Source organism: Photobacterium alginatilyticum, assembly GCF_009910675.1.
Lineage (GTDB): Bacteria > Pseudomonadota > Gammaproteobacteria > Enterobacterales > Vibrionaceae > Photobacterium > Photobacterium alginatilyticum.
The window spans coordinates 25,253-44,012 of record NZ_RSEJ01000030.1; the positions used below are offsets into that span (position 1 = coordinate 25,253).

19 protein-coding genes are annotated in these 18,760 nt (G+C 47.6%); 11 read left to right on the plus strand and 8 right to left on the minus strand.

Annotation, left to right across the window (positions count from 1 at the left end; translation table 11 throughout):
• Nucleotides 1–736: 736 nt before the first annotated feature.
• The 3 genes from EIZ48_RS22910 to EIZ48_RS22920 all read left to right on the plus strand — a co-directional run bounded on the left by EIZ48_RS22910 (nt 737) and on the right by EIZ48_RS22920 (nt 2,940).
• Nucleotides 737–1,183 carry an SRPBCC family protein gene (locus tag EIZ48_RS22910; protein ID WP_075767668.1) on the plus strand — a complete coding sequence of 149 codons (447 nt, stop codon included), beginning with the start codon at nt 737–739 and terminating at the stop codon, nt 1,181–1,183.
• A 310-nt stretch (nt 1,184–1,493) separates the two neighbouring features.
• Nucleotides 1,494–2,033, plus strand: coding sequence for a GNAT family N-acetyltransferase (locus EIZ48_RS22915; protein ID WP_160656779.1), 540 nt, complete (start codon nt 1,494–1,496; stop codon nt 2,031–2,033).
• Nucleotides 2,034–2,631: 598 nt separating this feature from the next.
• Nucleotides 2,632–2,940 (plus strand): hypothetical protein, encoded by a 309-nt coding sequence (locus tag EIZ48_RS22920; RefSeq protein ID WP_075767666.1) that lies wholly within the window; start codon nt 2,632–2,634, stop codon nt 2,938–2,940.
• Between the two features lie 52 nt (nt 2,941–2,992).
• Here the strand turns inward: EIZ48_RS22920 and EIZ48_RS22925 are convergent, their stop codons facing one another.
• Nucleotides 2,993–3,526, minus strand: a complete 534-nt coding sequence (locus EIZ48_RS22925) for a hypothetical protein (RefSeq protein ID WP_192928703.1) — start codon at nt 3,524–3,526, stop codon at nt 2,993–2,995.
• Between the two features lie 133 nt (nt 3,527–3,659).
• On the opposite strand from EIZ48_RS22925, the gene ovoA reads away from it, so the two are divergent.
• The 6 genes from ovoA (at nt 3,660) to EIZ48_RS22955 (ending at nt 8,838) form a co-directional block, all read left to right on the plus strand.
• Nucleotides 3,660–5,774 carry a 5-histidylcysteine sulfoxide synthase gene (gene ovoA, locus EIZ48_RS22930; protein WP_160656817.1) on the plus strand — a complete coding sequence of 705 codons (2,115 nt, stop codon included), beginning with the start codon at nt 3,660–3,662 and terminating at the stop codon, nt 5,772–5,774.
• A 62-nt stretch (nt 5,775–5,836) separates the two neighbouring features.
• Nucleotides 5,837–6,148 (plus strand): cysteine-rich CWC family protein, encoded by a 312-nt coding sequence (locus tag EIZ48_RS22935; protein ID WP_160656820.1) that lies wholly within the window; start codon nt 5,837–5,839, stop codon nt 6,146–6,148.
• Nucleotides 6,149–6,267: 119 nt separating this feature from the next.
• Entirely contained in the window at nt 6,268–6,603 is a 336-nt protein-coding gene (locus EIZ48_RS22940) for a hypothetical protein (protein WP_160656823.1), read from the plus strand.
• Nucleotides 6,604–6,697: 94 nt separating this feature from the next.
• Nucleotides 6,698–7,147, plus strand: coding sequence for an META domain-containing protein (locus EIZ48_RS22945; RefSeq protein ID WP_160656825.1), 450 nt, complete (start codon nt 6,698–6,700; stop codon nt 7,145–7,147).
• 70 nt (nt 7,148–7,217) lie between these two features.
• The gene (locus tag EIZ48_RS22950; protein WP_160656828.1) at nt 7,218–8,246 is read left to right on the plus strand and encodes a hypothetical protein; all 1,029 of its coding nucleotides are present in this window, start codon (nt 7,218–7,220) and stop codon (nt 8,244–8,246) included.
• A gap of 109 nt (nt 8,247–8,355) precedes the next feature.
• Nucleotides 8,356–8,838 carry a CreA family protein gene (locus tag EIZ48_RS22955; RefSeq protein WP_075767659.1) on the plus strand — a complete coding sequence of 161 codons (483 nt, stop codon included), beginning with the start codon at nt 8,356–8,358 and terminating at the stop codon, nt 8,836–8,838.
• 44 nt (nt 8,839–8,882) lie between these two features.
• Here the strand turns inward: EIZ48_RS22955 and EIZ48_RS22960 are convergent, their stop codons facing one another.
• The 7 genes from EIZ48_RS22960 to EIZ48_RS22990 form a co-directional block, all read right to left on the minus strand.
• Nucleotides 8,883–10,028, minus strand: coding sequence for an ABC transporter permease (locus EIZ48_RS22960; RefSeq protein ID WP_160656831.1), 1,146 nt, complete (start codon nt 10,026–10,028; stop codon nt 8,883–8,885).
• Nucleotides 10,025–11,197 (minus strand): ABC transporter permease, encoded by a 1,173-nt coding sequence (locus EIZ48_RS22965; protein WP_160656834.1) that lies wholly within the window; start codon nt 11,195–11,197, stop codon nt 10,025–10,027. The genes EIZ48_RS22960 and EIZ48_RS22965 overlap by 4 nt, the downstream gene beginning before the upstream one ends.
• A 5-nt stretch (nt 11,198–11,202) precedes the next feature.
• On the minus strand, nt 11,203–12,177 hold the full coding sequence (locus EIZ48_RS22970) for an HlyD family secretion protein (protein ID WP_160656837.1): 975 nt from the start codon (nt 12,175–12,177) through the stop codon (nt 11,203–11,205).
• The gene (locus EIZ48_RS22975; RefSeq protein ID WP_160656840.1) at nt 12,174–13,661 is read right to left on the minus strand and encodes a TolC family protein; all 1,488 of its coding nucleotides are present in this window, start codon (nt 13,659–13,661) and stop codon (nt 12,174–12,176) included. The genes EIZ48_RS22970 and EIZ48_RS22975 overlap by 4 nt, the downstream gene beginning before the upstream one ends.
• 595 nt (nt 13,662–14,256) lie before the next feature.
• Nucleotides 14,257–15,498: a cysteine desulfurase-like protein gene (locus tag EIZ48_RS22980; RefSeq protein WP_160656844.1), complete on the minus strand. Its 1,242-nt coding sequence runs from the start codon at nt 15,496–15,498 to the stop codon at nt 14,257–14,259.
• Entirely contained in the window at nt 15,482–16,138 is a 657-nt protein-coding gene (locus EIZ48_RS22985) for a 2OG-Fe dioxygenase family protein (protein WP_160656847.1), read from the minus strand. The genes EIZ48_RS22980 and EIZ48_RS22985 overlap by 17 nt, the downstream gene beginning before the upstream one ends.
• Before the next feature lie 520 nt (nt 16,139–16,658).
• Nucleotides 16,659–16,988, minus strand: coding sequence for a hypothetical protein (locus EIZ48_RS22990; RefSeq protein ID WP_160656850.1), 330 nt, complete (start codon nt 16,986–16,988; stop codon nt 16,659–16,661).
• Between the two features lie 147 nt (nt 16,989–17,135).
• Here EIZ48_RS22990 and EIZ48_RS22995 point away from each other — a divergent pair, with 147 nt between their 5' ends.
• Together EIZ48_RS22995 and EIZ48_RS23000 are read left to right on the plus strand one after the other, a co-directional pair.
• A complete protein-coding gene (locus EIZ48_RS22995; protein WP_192928704.1) occupies nt 17,136–17,381 on the plus strand; it encodes a DUF6942 family protein in 246 nt (81 codons plus the stop codon).
• 194 nt (nt 17,382–17,575) lie between these two features.
• Entirely contained in the window at nt 17,576–18,748 is a 1,173-nt protein-coding gene (locus EIZ48_RS23000; protein WP_160656854.1) for a cation:proton antiporter domain-containing protein, read from the plus strand.
• Nucleotides 18,749–18,760 lie beyond the last annotated feature (12 nt).

Here is an 18,760-nt window from a genome sequence, read left to right on the forward strand (position 1 = left end):
GTGCTTCTGGCGCGCTTTAAAACAAAGGTGTTAAAAATCAAAGCATTAGTGCTATTACACTCAAACGGTTACTTCGACTTTCCTTTTACATTTGTTGTTTGCGATTGATGATAGAACCATTGTCTGCGGTTTCTATTAGTCATAATTTACCTCTCATTTTTTCCAAAAACGAGTAAGGTTGATATCTCTCTTATTTAATACCGTCTTACTCATCTAATCAGCTTTACTATACCCAACGATTCATTACATCCTTATGACAGTTAGGTTAGCATTTAGCTTCACTACACCCTGGCAAATCAACTTTTTAAAATAGAAAAACTAGCTACAGCTAGATTCAATAAAAAGCTCAGGGAGTTAAAGAACTGCGTGATATCTTGTAGGGGTGATTCTAGAAGCGACCTTATTTAACGGATTAAGGCTTTCCATAGTCTTCAGTAAAATTTCACCATCTAATTCATATCAACTTTTCCAATATAAGAGCCAATGAGTTGTTTTGCAACTATTATCGTGCACTATTTTTGTGACTGTTGTCTTTTTTCCAGAACAGACTCGCTTAAATGCTACCCTAACTAATTAGATATCAAGCTGTTAATTATCATACCGCCGAATATTAAATACCAAGCCCGCCAGTGACTTTTTCATCGTCAAGACCGCTAAATTGATTCACCCGATAAGCATTGACACAAAGATACATTTTGTTAACATCACAATTACATCTTGACAAGAGGTCAAAAACATGGGTATACACACCATCACTTTAGAGCAAACTGCTGATGTGCCCAAGAAAGTGCTCTTTCAGTTACTTTCTGACCATGAAAACCTTGGACGCTTCTTTGACGCCAAGTATTCACTCGTTAAGCATGGAAAGCCTGAAATCAACGGAATTGGAGCCATCAGGAAAGTGATTGCCGGGCCGTTCACATTTCGGGAGCAAATCATTGACTACAAAGAAAATGAACACCTCCACTACAAGATCATCGAAGGCGGTCCTGTCGATGAGCACGGTGGCTGGATCCGTTTTCAAAGTATCAATGCCAACCAAAGTTTAATCCATTACCGGATCAAGTTTTCCCCTCGTATTCGGGGGACAGGGTGGCTCATCAAACTGCTGCTGGAAAAAGACATTAAAAGAGCACTGTCCAATATCGCCGAGTACGGCAAATTAGAATGGAAAAAGCATTAACTAAGTCTTCGTTAATAAATCAAGCCTCTCGCGGCCCAGTCAGCACCTCCGGCAGTTATCTGCGATCATGATATCTGCCTCGTCTGCTGTTATAACAGCCGAAGCATTCAGTGCACCTGTTGGGCCCTCGTTCCTGCCACCTCTTCATGACATCGGTATGTCAATACTCCCGGCTACCCTCTCATGCATTGTCATAATTTCAATGTCTTGGCATAGATTCCATTCTTTGATCTAATCGATTGCATATAGTGTATGAACACGATTTAATAATTCCATTTTAAGATGCTGTACTTTTCGTTAGGACGGAACGATGAGACACCAACCTTTATTAACAACAGAAAGACTCATACTAAGACCTTTCCAGCTTTCTGATGCAACCAAGATACAAAAGCTTGCTGGTGATGAGCTCGTTGCAAACGGGGCAATTAACATCCCGCACCCCTACTCCGATGGCTTTGCAGGTCAGTGGATCGGCAAAGTACTCGCCGGATGGCAAAGTCAGCTATCAGCCATTTACGCCATCACGTTAAAATCGAATTATCAGCTTGTGGGGTGCGTCGGATTACACAATATCGACAGCGGGAAAGCCCAACTCGGATACTGGATCGGTGTGCCTTATTGGGGCCAGGGCTATTGTACGGAAGCGGCGAAACGGGTAACTGAATTTGGGTTCAAACGCCTGGAGCTGGACATTATTTATGGTCAACACCTAAGCCGGGATCCGTCACCGGGCAAAATCATGCAAAAAATCGGTATGGAGCATGTTATGACAAAAAGTGACGCAGCCAGAGTCAATATGATCACTGAAGATCTTGAGTATTATGAGATCAAAGCAATGGTAGAGGCATAATCCTCTGCCAGTAAGCTAAATACGTTATCAGGAATATCGGATAACCTCTAAAACCCCTAAGCCATATATAAACAGAACATTAACAGAAATATACAAGTAAAGCAGCAATACAGACTTATAAAATAGGCATTTAAACGAACACCACTAAATTTAATTTATAAAATAACAGATACCAGCATCCCATTTATAACAAGCAAAAAAAGATATTGATATAAATGCATTTTTTATCACTATTAAAACACCTAAAACACTCATATCATATATAACAAACATCTATAAGAAATTACATTCAAAGAAACAAAGTGTTGAACATACTACGACTCAAAATTCCAATGTGATTTTTTTTGTTAGAGCTATACTAAAACTGATAAGCAATAAAGAGGTTGTTTGCTTTATCGAACTGCAAGTTGTGACTTATTTTACAGCACAGCTTCAATCAGACTAAAAATTTAAGCCGTAACCTACTGTAATAATAATAAAAATAACTTTTTTGGAATTTGTTGAAATATAGTTGTTGGTGGCAGGTCTTATATTTTGAATGTGGACACTATGCACATATAACAAAAGGCTGATGCCACAGACTAATGAGGTGAAGATTATGTCTAGCTTGAAAGTACTAACTGTTACAGCTGTAATCGCAATGTCAACTTCAGCATTTGCAGATATCCGCGTTGCTGATACTCACAATGGCGCTTGGGTTACAGTTACGGAAAACGGACAACCTGCAGCGAATGCTTCAGTGTCAGTCGCGAATGTTCCACAACAGAAAAAGTCTTATACAACAGATGATAAAGGTCGGGTGTTCATTCCACTTACCCTGGAAAATTCTCGCTCTATCAAATACAAAGCGAAAACTGAAAGCGGCCGTGAATCATCACGCTTTGCTTTCCACTCTACTAACAAGTAGTCACTATACCAAAGGCCCTGACCCTACATCAGGGCCTTTAACTTTCACCCTTCTAATACTCACGTCGATTCAAGTCTCGCGCCAATACCAACGCCAACCCTATCACTTGAAGAAATAAAGCCAAATTTCGTAACCGTGATATTGATTTCATTTTATCATCATGTATTTCAAGCAACTCCAAATTTTCCAAATATAATTGATTGATTTTTTCCCTCTGGTTATGTTGGATGTCATCAATTGCAACCATCAGTGCCGGAATATCTTCAAGCACCAAACGTTCTATTTTTTTATCCAGCCAATAGTTCAGCTCATTTATTACCTGATCCGTGACTTCTTTAGCAATAGGTTGCTTATGAATTTGACTGGCTGATAATAACTGTAAAACAAACTCTCTTTTTCTTTCAACGGTTTCAACTTGCTGCCAGGTAAGGCTTATAAGCTCTTCATTATTTTGCTGTCTTTGAATGATTTCATTGGTTTGACGGGTTATATCATCAATAAAAAAATTGGTCATAAGAGCAGATATCACATTAAGCAGCAACCCTGTGGCCACTAATATCCAAGTTGGCACTGTCCACTTTCTCATATAACCCTATGTCCTCATGAGATTATCCACAATGACGCCTCTAACCAGTATGGCAAAAATCTCACCGATGTTTTGGTGAACCATTTCCTCACTGACTACGTTTAAAGATACTGTTTAAGAAGGGAATAGCTCAATGGATAACAAGCTGACTACAGCCACGCGGACCCTGTTACTGTCAGGTGACGACGAAAAATCAAAGCGTCAGGAACTAAAACAAGCGTTCAATCAGACATGGGCTTTGTACGAATCTCTCTTCGAGGTGATCAATAACGACAGTGCCTACTTCAGCAAGCCTGAGCCGCTGCGCCACCCTCTGATCTTCTACTTCGGCCACACTGCCGTTTTTTACATCAACAAGCTAAAGCTCGGTAAATACATTGATCATCGAGTTAACAAGCACTTCGAGTCGATGTTTGCCATCGGTGTCGATGAAATGTCATGGGATGATCTCGACGAAAGCCATTACGACTGGCCCTCTGTCAGTGAAGTCAGAGCCTACCGAAGCCAAGTCTGCCAACAGGTAAACGCAGTTATCGACGAGATGCCGATCAGCCTGCCGATAGCCCAGAACGATCCCGCATGGGTGATCCTGATGGGAATCGAGCATGAGCGCATCCACCTTGAAACGTCCTCCGTTATCATTCGCCAGCTACCACTTTGTGATGTGACACCGCATCCCGACTGGCCTGCCTGCCGGGACACAGGTACAGCACCTTCCAATCAGTTGCTCTCTGTCGGCGGCGACACGATTACACTTGGAAAGCGTGATAACGATAATACCTACGGTTGGGATAACGAATTCGGCCAGCAGACGTTCAAGGTCGATGATTTTAAGGCATCCAAATACCTGGTATCCAATCAAGAATTTATGGCTTTTGTTAATGATGACGGCTACCGCAAACACCGTTACTGGAACGACGAGGGAAAGGCATGGCTTTCGTATACCCGGGCCACCATGCCACGCTTCTGGCGCAGGCAGGACAACCAGTGGCTGCAGCGGAACCTAACCGAAGAAGTTCCGCTACCACTGAACTGGCCAGTAGAAGTTAACCAGCTGGAAGCCAAAGCATTTTGTAACTGGAAGGCTGAACAGCTTCAGGCCAATATCCGGTTGCTGACAGAAGCAGAATGGTATCTGCTGCGCAGTAATATCGAAGACGATTCACCGACCTGGCACGAAACCCCCGGTAATATCGAATTGGCCTACTTCGCTTCCTCTTGTCCGGTAGACCGATTTGAACATGAAGGTTTTTGCGATATTTTGGGTAATGCCTGGCAATGGACGGAAACCAGCATCGACGGCTTTCAGGGATTTCAGGTCCATCCACTGTATGATGACTTCTCGACGCCGACATTTGACGGTAAACACAACCTGATCAAAGGCGGCTCGTGGATATCGACCGGTAACGAATCGATCAGCTCTTCGCGCTATGCTTTTCGCCGGCATTTCTACCAACACGCAGGGTTCCGCTACGTCGAATCGAACCAGGACCCGGCGAGCATGACCTCGCTTAACGTCTATGAGACTGATGAACTCATCTCTCAGTATCTGGAGTTTCACTATGGTGACGAGTACTTCTCGGTGCCGAACTTCTGCGTTAACGGTGTCAGGCAATGTCTTGGCGAAATTCAGCTTAGCCACACTGCCAAGGCATTAGACATCGGCTGCTCTGTTGGCCGCGCCTCGTTCGAGCTCGCCAAGACATTCGATCATGTCGACGGTATTGATTTCTCTGCCCGCTTCATCCAGCAGGCCTATAACCTGAGCGAGCAGGGCGAGAAACGCTATACCATTCGCACAGAGGGGGACTTGGTTGAATTCAAGAGCACTACATTGACCCAATTAAATTACAGTGAAGAGGTCAAAAAAGTGAATTTTGTCCAGGGTGATGCCTGCAACCTCAAGCCGCAGTTCAGCGGTTATGATCTCATCTATGCCTCAAACCTTATAGACCGGCTCGGCGATCCCAAGGCCTTTCTGACCACCATCCACCAGCGGATCAATGAAGGCGGTTATCTAGTGATAGCCTCTCCCTATACCTGGCTGGAAGAATACACGACGAAGGCAAACTGGCTGGGTGGCATCAAAGTGCATGGCGAGAACTTCACGACGCTCGACGGGCTGACCGAAACTCTCATTCCCCATTTCGAACTTATTGCAGTCAAGGAGATCCCCTTTGTGATCCGCGAAACTAAGAGGAAGTTCCAGCATAGCCTGTCAGAAATGACCATCTGGCGAAAACGCTAGATTGTCTCGCGGCCTTGGTGTTACTGTACTGCTCCCGTAACGAGCAGTACAGAGCATAACGCGTGAAAACACCTTGTGTCGCAAAATGTAAAAACCACGAAGGGATCTGTAGCGGTTGTTTTCGCACCATGACAGAAATTACCGGATGGCGCCTGATGAATGATGAAAAACAGACCAAGACTATAGATGAAATAAAAGGCAAACATTCAACGCATACTTGCAGCTCGTGCGGAAAACCAGCCTATTGTGATATCAGTGCCGGCAAATCGTCCTGCTGGTGCTTTGAGCTGGCTAAAAGAGACACCTCAGGGATAGAGTCGCCAGACTGCCTGTGCCGAGAATGCCTGTCAAAACTCCCCTTGCGCGAGATATGACACTCATTCCATATTTGTATGATATTTAAGCCATCTATTCGTTCTTTTGTGGTTGAAAGTTGAGTATTTACACTAAGCACATATAATCACCGACTCCTATCCACTGAAAGAAATGTCTGATGCCAAATTTCCGCTCTACTATTCCCCTTCTTGTCGCGCTATCAGGCTTTGCTCAGGCGCAAGTCACTCACGCTCTGCCCGAGAACGAGGAAATCTGCAGGGAAAGCGTCGGCAAACTGCTTATCGAGCAGCACGCTATTTTCAGTAACACACAAATCGATCCAGATATTCGTCGTGCTGCCGAGCGGGCCATCGATTCCACCCGCGAGGCATACAGCAAAAACGAAAGTTACTGTCAGGCACAAGAGGCCCTTCAGGCTTACAAGACCAAAAGCAAAGAAGATTTTCATTATCGCGATGGTGAAGTGAACTATTTCGGCCGAGGAAATATCTAACTATTTCTTTATACCCCGAAACGAGTTACCCCAGTCAAGTGGGTATACTATTATTAGCACACGGGGCCATTATCGTGGTAATGAGGTAATTTTTATGAAAAAGTTGCTGAAGGCAGGGATACTGAGCGCTTTTTTCCTGGTTGGCTGTGAGCAAGAAGTACAGACGGGTTTCTCAAAAGACAACCTGAAAGATAACTGGGTTCTGACAAAAATTGATGGCAAAGATGTCAATATATCGGAACCGAGAACCCCTCCCGGCATGGCAATTGGTGCGGACTGGAAAGTTGCCGGATTCAGTGGTTGTAACCGCTTTTTTGGCCAGATCGAGGTAACAGAAGAGAGCAAACTCCGGATCACTGCCATGGGGTCGACCAAAATGGCGTGTATTCAGGATGATCAGGCGACGGTAGAGTCCATCATGACCAAGTCGCTACAGAAGTGGAACAGCATCGCGCTGGAAAACAACATTCTGACTCTGACCTCAGAACAACATATTCTGACATTCATGCCGGAAGCCATCTCGGGCTCGGAACCTCCCCAGTAAATCGGGACGGTATTATTAAAAAAGGCGCTAATTAGCGCCTTTTTGATTAACGGAAAGTGCCAAGCCAAATATGAAAGTAAGCAAACAAAAAGCAAAAGTGCTCAACTCAGCCATCACGCACTGGGAGCAGGAGCAACTGATTTCTGACGAACAGGCCAGACAGCTTCGAGGCAGCTATCAAGTGGTTGGCTTTGACTGGAAGCTATTGGCTGTTTACTCATTCTGGATCGCCATCACCTGCTTCATCATTTCCATTGGCGTCTTGTTGGCCGATGACTACCTTATGGAGCTACTGGCAACGATTATCGACACCCCGGCCAGCATCCTTTCGGTTATCAGCGGCTGCATTGCCGTGCTCTTTTATCGCGCAGGCGTACAGCGGCGCAAAAAGCACCCGCAGAAGAATATCAGCAACGAGGCAACCTTCTTTTTTGGCGTATTGATGACGGCGGTCTCCATCGGCTTTCTCAGCGAAACAGCACTCTTTAGTACCACCCATGACGCCATTTTGCTCCTGGTGCTCACTGGTATCTATGCCGTACTGGGCATTCGCCTGTCATCGGTACTGATCTGGCTTTTTGCCCTATTCGGCTTTGGGGCCTGGGTGCTTTCACAAACCAGTTATCTGGCGGGCTCAAGCGGCTACTTCTTAGGTATGAACCTGCCGCTACGGTTTGTCTTTGTCGGACTGTTCGTGATTGCCCTGAGCTTACTCACAGGCAGACAAGAGCGATATCACCATTTAAAGGAGCCCACCCTGTTTGTCGGTTTGCTCTACTTCCTGACAGCGTTATGGCTGCTCTCTATTTTCGGCAACTACGAAGACATTGCCAGCTGGAGCAAGGTCAAGCAAATTGAGCTACTGCATTGGTCGTTCATTGCCGGCGGCAGCTGCCTCGCTATTCTCTACCTGGGTATAAAATCAGACAACACCGTATGCCGCAGCTTTGGTATCACCTTTTTGCTGATAAACCTCTATACCCGCTATTTCGAGTACTTCTGGGAGTCTTTCCATAAAACGGTATTCTTTGCCGTTTTGGCCCTGACCTTCTGGCTTATCGGCTCGCATGCCGAAAAACTGTGGCAGATAGGGAACTGAACATCGAGATAATTGGGTGTTTTCATTGGTAAATCTGATGAAATTGGTATCATTGGCTAATATCCGGCTGCACTGACCCCGGCCCAAATACTTCGTATGGAGAAGAAGAATGAAAAAAATGCCGTTAATTGCAGGTTTACTTGCAGCGACAACCTTGTTGGCAGGCTGCTCTGACAATGAGGTTGGTGATGTTAGCCTTGGTGTTTTCACCATGAAAGACATCAAAATTGAAAATCTAAAAGACGATGAGGTTACTGGTGTGACGTGTCACATTGCCTCTATCGAAGCCGATTTTAGTCTAGCCGATCCGAGTGACAGTTCGATTTCTTGCCGCCAGACAGGCGAAATAACCCCAGAGATGATAGCTAACATCGACAAGAGTAAATCAGGCGAAGTGGTATTTAAAAAGTCGAAAAGCATCTTTTTCAAATCGATGAAGGTAAGACGCATCTATGATGCTGATAACCAAACCCTGCTCTACTTGTCTTATACAACCAAAGAAACTGACGGAAGTTTCAAGCATAGCCTTTCCACGGTTCCACTTTGGGGAACCAAAGCGTATGTCGAGCCGAGCGCAGATATAAAGCAATAAGTTGTTTAAAAAAAGGGAAGTCTAACTTCCCTTTTTAATTATGGTTATTGTGTGTTTCGATTCCGATACATTAACAGAGCAATTCCGCCATAAGCCGCTACCTGCAGCCATAGTTGGCCCCACAAATGAACGATCTGCTCAAAATCGGCCCCCATCTGATTCAACCTCAGGAAAGCATGTATTGCCGGAGTGGCCGGTACCAATTGAACCAACGCAGTAATAGGGGCCGGGATCGCAGACACCGGCCAGATGAATCCTGCCGAAAAGATCAGTGGTATCGAGCTAAGCAATACCACCACTGTCGCCAGTTCCCGCCTTGGGATCAGCTGTCCGATGATCATCCCCATGAAAATTACCGCCAGCAAAAACGGCACCGTGACGGCCAGCAAATCCGGGATAGTCGCCAGCTGGTTGATCTGATAAAAAGAAAAACTAAAACCAAAATAGTACATAACCAACGGCAGATAAATCAGCACAAACAGACAGGCTCTAACCAGTGCCACCTTCAAGGCCGGATACTGCCGCCAGTAACCGTTCTTTCCCTGTCTGGCATACTCATTTTGGCCGCCGCCCAGCAGAGCTACCGCAATCAGTAGTGTCTGGTGCAGGATCAGGACAAAAACAGCCGGAACGACATAATTGATATAGCCCATCGTCGGGTTAAACACCGGCTGCATAGATAGCCTGATTGGCGAATACTGCTCTGAAGCCAGCGCAATATTCTCTCCCGACATCACCATCCTCGACACTTTGGCCTTGGCGCCCAGCGTTCCTCCCGCCGTTGCCAGCCCTTCGACAACCGAGCCGTAAACGAGGAAGTAGGCCGCATCACCGGCATAGGCCAGCGTCGGACTCTTGCCGAGCAACAGATCACGCGAAAAGTACTCCGGGATCACCAACAGCCCCTCTACCGTACCGGCATTGAGCATGTCTTTGGCCTGTTCAATACCTGGGGCACGCGCTGCAAGCTGTATCTGCGGTGTCGCATCCACCATACGCTCCAGCTCACGGCTAACCTGACTGTTGTCCAAGTTGACCACAACAACCTGCTGCTCGCGCGGAAGCTGCTGAGAATACGGCAACGGGTACAAAAAAGAGTAAATCAGCACGCCGCCAAATACCGTAAAGAGGATCGACGGGTTAGTAAAAATGGCGTTTAGCTCAAACTTGCACAAGGCTCGCCAGCTCATGATGTCACTCCTTTCAGGCTGTCTCTGTCACTGCCTTGATTGGCCAATCCCCTCACCCTCAACAGTGCAACAACCAGCGCCAGGGCAAAGACCGACAATGTCCCGAGAGCAGGCAGCGCCTCGATAAGGTTCTGGCCATGATTGACCTGATGTACCTGAACGTCCAGATAGTGAGTCACGGGCAGCATTGCCCGCCAAATCTGAGCAAACATGGGCATGTCCGAAGCCGGAAAAGTGACCCCGACAAACGCAAAAGCCGGAGCGGTAAAGCCAGCAGCCAGGCTCATGGCCTTGGTGGCATCAAGCGGCAACAGAAAGAACAGTGCCGCTACGCCCTGACAGGCAATCACCATAAGCAGTTGTGCCAGCAGGAGAATGCTCCAGCTACCGTGCATTGGCCAGCCAAGTAACACATACAGCCCCCAGAGGAACAATATTCCATGCAACCAGAACAAGAAGGTGTAGGGAAGTAATTTGGCGAACAGGTTGCAAGCAGGTGCTGGTTGCAACCACGCCTTGATACCCTGCTGGCGGCATTCAGCAGCCAGGGCCAATATTGTCGTCACCACTATCATCACTTGCCACAGGGCCGGAATTGTCGCGGATACCAAAAACTGGCCGTAGTGATTATTGCTGTTATACAGCGGTGTCACCTGCGAGCGAATTGGCACGGCCTGCCCCAGCGCCCTGGCAGGAACAGCTTCGCCACCAGCCATATTACGCAAGGTATCGATCTGTGCATTCAGCGTCCCCTGAGCCTGGACGATAGCGGAATTCACTAGCTTGGCGATCAGAATAAACTGGCTGTTATAAAAGGTCGAAATATCAGGCGCCTGTCCCAGCAATGTTTTCTTTTCCAGTTCATAGGGAATAATCACCAAAGCATATATTTCACCCGCCCTAAGCGCGGTACTCCCCTGCTCGACAGACATATATTGCCGGGAAACGGCGATAGCCGGACTGGCATCATAGTGACGTACCACTTGACGGGAGAGTCGGCTGTGGTCGAGATCGACCACCCCAACCGGCAGATCCCTTGCTATACCGGCGGAGAAGATTGCCCAGAGGGTGACAAAGAGCAACACGGGAAGCCACAAACTCATTGCCCTGAGCCAACCGTCAGCTTTCAGCAACCGCCACTCGCGACACATTTGTGAAGTAAACGTCATAGTGCTCACTCAACAATGATGCTCATACCCACACGCAATCCGTCAATCGGCTGAGTCGGACGCGCTTCCACCTCGAAAGTTCGCATATCAAAGCCCTGCGCCGGATCGGTCGTACGCCAGGTAGCAAAATCTCCCATCACAGCAACATGGCTGACCTTGAAGCTGTACTTCAGATCGCCAAGCGCCGGGATCCGCGCCTTGAACTCAGCACCCTGGTTATACTCTTTCAGCTTGTCTTCGCGAACATGAAACACAGCCCAGGCATCGTTCATATCGACAACGCTAACAACAGGAAAACCCTGCGGCGCAAGCTCGCCCTCATGCAACAAAATCTGGGTCACTTCGCCATCATGCCAGCTCTCGATTTGCGTATCAGCGGCATACGCTTCTACTTCGGCCACTGCACCGGCTGCCATCCGGGCTTTCTCGATCGCCGCACGCTTGGTTTCGTCACGCGCCCCTTCTTTGGCCATTTCAAACATTTGATAGGCAGCCCGTTCGGTATAGCGCGCCGCCTGCCACTGCGTATAGGCTTCATCGCGTTTTTGCTCGGCAACCACGCCGTCTTTATACAGGTTATCGACCCGCTGATAAGTTTTGCCCATCAGCGCCGACGCCGCCTTGGCCTTCTGCCACTGATCCCGGGCAGCAGCAATTTCCTGGCTTCTGGCCCCTTTCTCGGCCTGAGCCGCCATCGCACCGGCAGCTTCCTGACCGGCTTTGGCCTGCTCAAGCTTGGCATCAAGCTCCGGACTCAGGAGGGTAAAAATCAGATCGCCTCGTTCGACTTTATCTCCCTTGCGCACCAGAACTTGCTCGATACGGCCTGGCACCTTTGACGACACATTGTACTGCTGCGCCTCAATCTGCCCCTGCATGCGCTCCGGCTGTGGCTGATAAGCCTCCCAGAAGGTATAGCCGATCCAGCCTACCAATGCCGCTGCCGGAACGACTGCCGCCAAAGCCTTAAACTTACTCATGACTGAACCTCTACACCTTGATATTGCTGATACTGGTAAAAACTACTGATCTCGCCGCTGACGGCCAGAAGGCGTGACAACGAAATTACATACTGAAACGCCGCAGCAGATCGCTGCGTACGGACGCTGGCCTGATATAGCTCGGCGTCAACCACATCCAGAGACGTCGACAGCCCCTGACTAAAGGCCTTCTCGCGCAACCGTACGTTTTCGCGGGCAAGCTGAAGACTGGATGACAGGCCGTTGTACTCTTCCAGTGCCTGCATCGCCTCGCGGTAGGTTTTCTCTACCAATACAGACAGATCCCGCTCCGCCTGTGCTCGCAGATAATTGACCTGGGTTACCGCGCTGTGAGCGGCCTTGACCTTGCCAGACCGTCCGGAATTATCCATAAGAGGAATATTCACCCCGACACCGACAGCCCAATCCGGTGCCGTCTTTGCTGCCAGCGTGTCATCTTCATGCAGGCTGTAATTACCGTAAAGATACACTTCCGGGTAATACTTGCCTTTCTCGGCATCAATCAGGCCACTTGCCTGCTTCTTCTTGGCATCCAACATCTTCAACCCTGGATACGCATCAAGTGTCTTGTCGATGAATGCGCTCATTGGCGGCAATGATGTATTGGTAAATAAAGGCGTTGACGGAATAGCAGGCACATCCAGTTTCAGCAACTTGGTAAGTGCTACCTGTGCAATTTCCATATCCCGTGCTGCTTTCTGGCGCTCTACCCGCGCCTTGTCGTAAGACGCTTCTGCCTGCAGCCGCTCTACCTTGGCAATTTGGCCTTGCTGCTCAAGCTTTAAGGCGTGCTCAAAATGCTTTTTCAGTCCTTGCTCGACATCAATACGGGTCTGCAGCACATGTTGGGTCATGGCGACACCAAAATAAAACTTGGCCAGATCTTCAAACTTGGCCTGCTGCTTCATGGCCAGCAAATAACGGGCTTCTTCCGTTCGGCCTCTGGCAATATCCTGCGCAGCAGTAATCCGGCCGCCGGTGAAAATTGGCCAGACAGCCCGAATAGAAGAGGTAAAGACATCGCGCTCTGTCAGCTGTGAGGTAAACAGCTGATCCAGCATCGCAGGATTGATGTGAAACTGTTGCCCCAGGGCAGCGACAATTCCGCCAGCCTCATCGGACATACTCTCAATTAAGTCCGATGGCTTAACCTCAACAGGCTTATCCAGTCGAGTATATTTAGCTGTCGCTGAAATTTGGGGAAAATACAAATCGCTCGCCGCATTCTGGAGATGTCTGGCACGATCGACATTCGCCCGTTCAGCAGCCAGACCATCATTAGTGGTAACCACAGCTTGCCAGGCGTCGGTAAAGCTCACCGCCTGCTGGTCGATGTGGGCAATACTGTCAGTCACCGGTGCTGATTCAGGTGCTGATACATTGCTACCAGCCAAAACACGACCAAAAGGCATCGTCAACAAAGCGGCGCAACACGTCATCGCCACAATAGGCTTTATTCTCATTATTTTTTCCATTAAGCCTTGGTACTTATCAGGGGTGACAATTCTAGAGCAATAACTCTAAAACTCAACCTAAGGGTAGACGCATGCTTTCCACTTCACAAAATATAAAAGCTCAAGGCTAAGTAACCGGCTGCATTTTCTTCTGACGGCAAAATATTGCGCAGTTGCTTTAACCCTCTGTTTTAAAGTGCTGTTTTGGCTATTTTTGAAAACAATAGATTGAAGAGAAGCATTGTTAACGAATACTGGCAGGGAAATAAGAAGGGCTGAAAAAAGCAAAAAAAAAAGCGAGCACCAGCCCGCTTGCATAAATAAAGCCTAATCAAGCAACATCCATATTGCTGAGAACCATTACGGGAATAAGGATATCATCCGGTAAAATTACAACACATCATTCTGTATATAAATTGTGAGATAGTTCTCAAACTTAGATTGGTATAACAAGGCCAGTATGATTTAAGCAAAAAAAGCCCGGATACATGCATCACGGGCCAGAGGGTCATAACGTTGTTTAGTGCTTCAACACCAACCTTAGTTCCAAGCCTGTGACAGAGGGGCAAACGCGGTTGGTATGACGTTGTTGGTATTTCGCTTTCTACTGACGCTGCAAAAATGGCTCTAGCGCCGTAAATAGCTGGTCAATTTCTTCCTCGGTATTGTAATGCATCAATCCGATGCGTATTACGCCACCATCATCCAGAATTCCAAGTTGCTTACACAACCCCAGCGCATAAAAATGCCCGTTCCAGACGCACATATGCTGCTTACCCAGATGTACAGCCACATCACCCGGGGTCACACCGTCGATACGAATAGCAAAGGTTGGCGTTCGTTCTCGAAGCCGCTGTTGATCATTAATACCGTATAGCGTGATATTGCTGTACTGTGATAGACGATTCAGAAAGTGTTCACTCAGGGAGACTTCGTGCTGCTGATATAACGCAAAACTTTGTTGCAAACGCTGGCGCAGACTTGCTCCCTCATCTCCCCACTGAGCCAGATAATCAACGGCAGCCACTAATCCAGCCAACGCTTCAAAGCTCTGGGTCCCGGTTTCAAACCGTCCGGGCCCCTCATCAGTCGCAGGTTCAACCTTGTAAGGACGAAGTGTCTGTAACCATTGCGGAGCGATATAGGCAATGCCAACATGCGGGCCGAAGAACTTATAGGCCGAGCAAGCCAGGAAGTCACAGCCTAATGACTGGACATCCACCAAAGCATGTGGCGCATAGTGAACCGCATCGACATAAACCTGTGCCCCGACCTGATGTGCCGCTTCAACAATGCGTTTTACATCCACCAGCGATCCCGTGGTGTTCGAAGCGTAAGTCAAAGCAACCAGACGCGTTTTGGTGTTGAGCAATGACAGGAGGTGATCAACATCGAGGGTACAATCTGCCTCATTCACCTTTACCTGATGAACAACAGCCCCTTTGTCTTCCGCGGCCTGCTGCCAGCTTGATACATTCGAGTAATGATCCAATGCCGTAACAATAATTTCATCGCCTTTCTGCCAGTCCCGGCTTATTGCCCGGCTGAGCTGAAAAGTTAGCGAGGTCATATTGGCACCAAAGACAATGTTGCTTGCCGAAGGCGCTCCTAACAATGCCTGTGCCGATGCCCGCGCTTTTTCAACCACAAAAACCGTTTCGGCACTGGAGAAAAACGCACCGCCCAAATTTGAATTGAAGCATCCCAGGTAGTCTGTCATTGCGTCTAGTACCGTCGAGGGCACCTGCGATCCACCCGGGCCGTCAAAAAAGAACACCGGCTGATTTTCAACGGTTTGGTTCAGAGCCGGAAAGCTCCGGCGAACGGCTTCAGGCGTGAAGGGCATGCGTTGGCTCCTTTGCGGTCAGAACAAATAGATCCAGATATCCGAGCTCATCTTTCTTAACCGCCTTGATCGGACGCGCATTGTGCCAAAGCTGGCTATCGGCCAGTATGGCGACCTCACCCTGCTTCAGCGCCATGCTCAAAAATGGCAGCTCATGTTGCTCCCTGTACACCAGAAATTCTCCGCCTTCGATGTTATGGCGACCAATCCCAATCACAGCCAGGTGATCAAAGCCATCCTGATGAACCCCTTCAGGCGCCACAAGAGTTTCTTCCTCAATCGCCGAGATACGGATCTGATGGATCTCTATTTCCTGTTCATCATCCAGGGCATTGGCCTTCTTGAAGACTTCGCACATTTCACGTAAACCATCACTACGCAGAATTGACTCTTCCAGCGTCGCGAAGCTACGGCTGACATTTCCCTGAAACGTATTGATATCCCCCGATTGAACAAACTGCCTCGCAGCCAAATGCTCAATTTCTCCCTGCTTCAGCTTTACCACTGAATAACGGCGCAGGCGATATTGACCATCGGCATGATCGGTTTGCGGCAAGAAATCAAATGAAGGCGAAAGATCGTTAACAGCCTGTCCGCTTAGTTGAGTCAGCTGTAGTGTACGCTCTAACGAAGTGTGCATCGGTTTGCTCCTAATCCCTGTTTCTGAGTTCCTGTTTACAGCTCCTGTCCAGAACCTTATCCAAAGTTCAATCCAGGGCCCTGCTCAGTGTGGTTGTTCTAAATTGCCGGTTACAGCCCTGCTGCACCCAATGGCGCATTACAACAGGCCCCAACATCGTTAACAATTAAATTACATTTAGGATTAAACAAAAATCTGGCAATGCCAATAGCTGGCAATTTAAATTTCACCAAAAACTAAAAATTCGAAATTAAACTCCACAATAATTTAATAACTCAGTCCATCAAACCAAAATCAAAAACACGAAATACAAAAAAGCAGTCAAGTCTTCCAATAATGAGTATAAAGTTATGATATTTAAGAATTTAACAGCGTTTTCACTGACCTTTTAGGTGCTATTTTCACAGAATAAATTCTGTTTGTGATAAAAGACTCAAATTTGAAGATTACATTTCTAAAGGAAACGGTCAAAAACACTAAGACAGGCAACAGCATTTCTCGCCATTGCCTGTATAGGGCTTTATCGATATGCGGGCGGCTCAACCGAGCGGTATTCATGACCGGATTTCTTGTAGAACGTATTATTAATGATGGCGTATGAAACCCCGGCGATCACAGCAAAGGTCGCAATTTCCGGCAGTCGGGACTCATGGTATGAATGGTGGTGGTGTTCGTTGACGACGATGACTTCGCGATGATGATCATGGTGATGATGGCCACCATGGTGGCAGTGTTTGTGGTGTTTGTGATGGTGTTTATGGTGATGTTTGTGGTGATGCTTTTTGGCCAAAGCTGCTGAAGGAAGTAATGCTACACAAAGCGCAAGAAAACATGGAGTTAGGTGTTTCATATATTCACTATAATTATAAATTTATTTCTCTACAGCATACGTTTATCATTGAGCGAAATGTCAGCGCAGAGTTAGCCTTCTGTCAAAAATACACTGTTTTATAGGGTTCGTGAATGTCAGTTCCAGTCGGATTAGGCTGCCCGCATTATGCTGTCGGTGCAAAGAGAACTTCAGCACCAACCGCACCCTACTGTCCATATCATTATGGGAAGAACCTATGCCAAGCGGTTAATCGCTGATGGTAAGCTAACCTGTCAGCTGCAATGGCTCGATAACGAGTTTGCCGTGAATACAGAGCATAGAGTGATAGTGTGCCCTTACTTTGACTACCGGCAATTATCCAATATCAAGATTCAATATCTCGCCAAGCTGATGAAATCTCTTGTCGCTTAACGCCCCCTTTGAGTCTGCTAGCCAGAAAGAACCCAATGCATAGCTACTGGTTGCTAATGAGGATCAAGCCAGATGTATTATCCTTATTACAATTCCATTGATTGCTATAAATGCTAACGGAACCATATACCCAAGCGACTGCATTTTGATAGTTTTCCATTGGGCAAATACCTGAGCAACGGGAAGTGTCGTGTATGCAGATCAACCTGGCGCCTCTTATCTTTGAACTATGCGCTATCGTTATCAGCGCTGCTATTCTTGGCACACTGTTTCTTTACGCCCGTCAACCGATCATCCTGGCTTATATCGCCGCAGGCATGCTCATCGGCCCCAATGGCCTGCAGGTTATTCGGGATGCCGAGCATATTACTCAGATTGGCAATCTTGGCGTTATCTTATTGTTATTCTTGATTGGGCTGAACTTACAGCCCAAAAAGCTCATCCAGCTATTCAAAGAAAGCTCCATTATCACCCTGGGCACCTGTAGTTTTTTCTTTCTGGGCGCCTTGCTCTTTGCGCTCGCGATCCAGCTTCCGATGCAGGATGCCCTGATCATTGCTGCTGCCCTGATGTTCTCCAGCACAGTCATCGGCCTGAAGCTGATCCCCACCACTACCCTGCATCACAAACACATGGGCGAAGTGATGACCAGTATTTTGCTGGTGCAGGATATCATCGCAATCACTGTGATCATTTTCCTCAATATTGGCGGCGGCAATGCCATGCTCGTGGCCTTTATGATGATGTTGCTAAAGTTCGTGGCACTCTGCTCTCTCGCTTTTCTCGGTGTGCGCTACATGATTCTGCCGTTATTCCAGCGTTTCGACGTGATCCAGGAATACAGTTTCGTGACAACACTCGCCTGGTGCTTTTTCTGGGCCGAACTTAGCCACCAGGTCGGACTGTCGTATGAAAGCGGCGCATTCATTGCAGGAATTTCAATTGCCGTTAGCCGTGTTTCGCAGGCAATCTCTGTTCACCTCAAGCCACTGCGAGAGTTCTTCCTGATTCTGTTCTTTTTTGCTATCGGGGCGAGAATGGATCTGGCGGGCAGCAACATCTACAGCTTACTGGGCATTTTGTTCGGTATCATTCTTGTGGTCATAAAGGCCTGGGGGTTTACGCTGGCTTTATCACTGGCTCACGAAAAGCCCAGCATGACCCGTGAGCTAGGCGCCAGGCTCAGCCAGGCCAGCGAGTTCTCTTTTCTTGTCGTCTATGCAGCAATGAATGCCGAACTACTTTCCGTCGAGGCCAGCATGTTTATCCAGACAGCCACCATGACAACCTTCATCATATCCACGTATTGGGTTGTCAGGCGCTACCCGACACCAATCTCGATGACCAGCAACCTGCGTCAGGACTGAATAGCAGCCGCG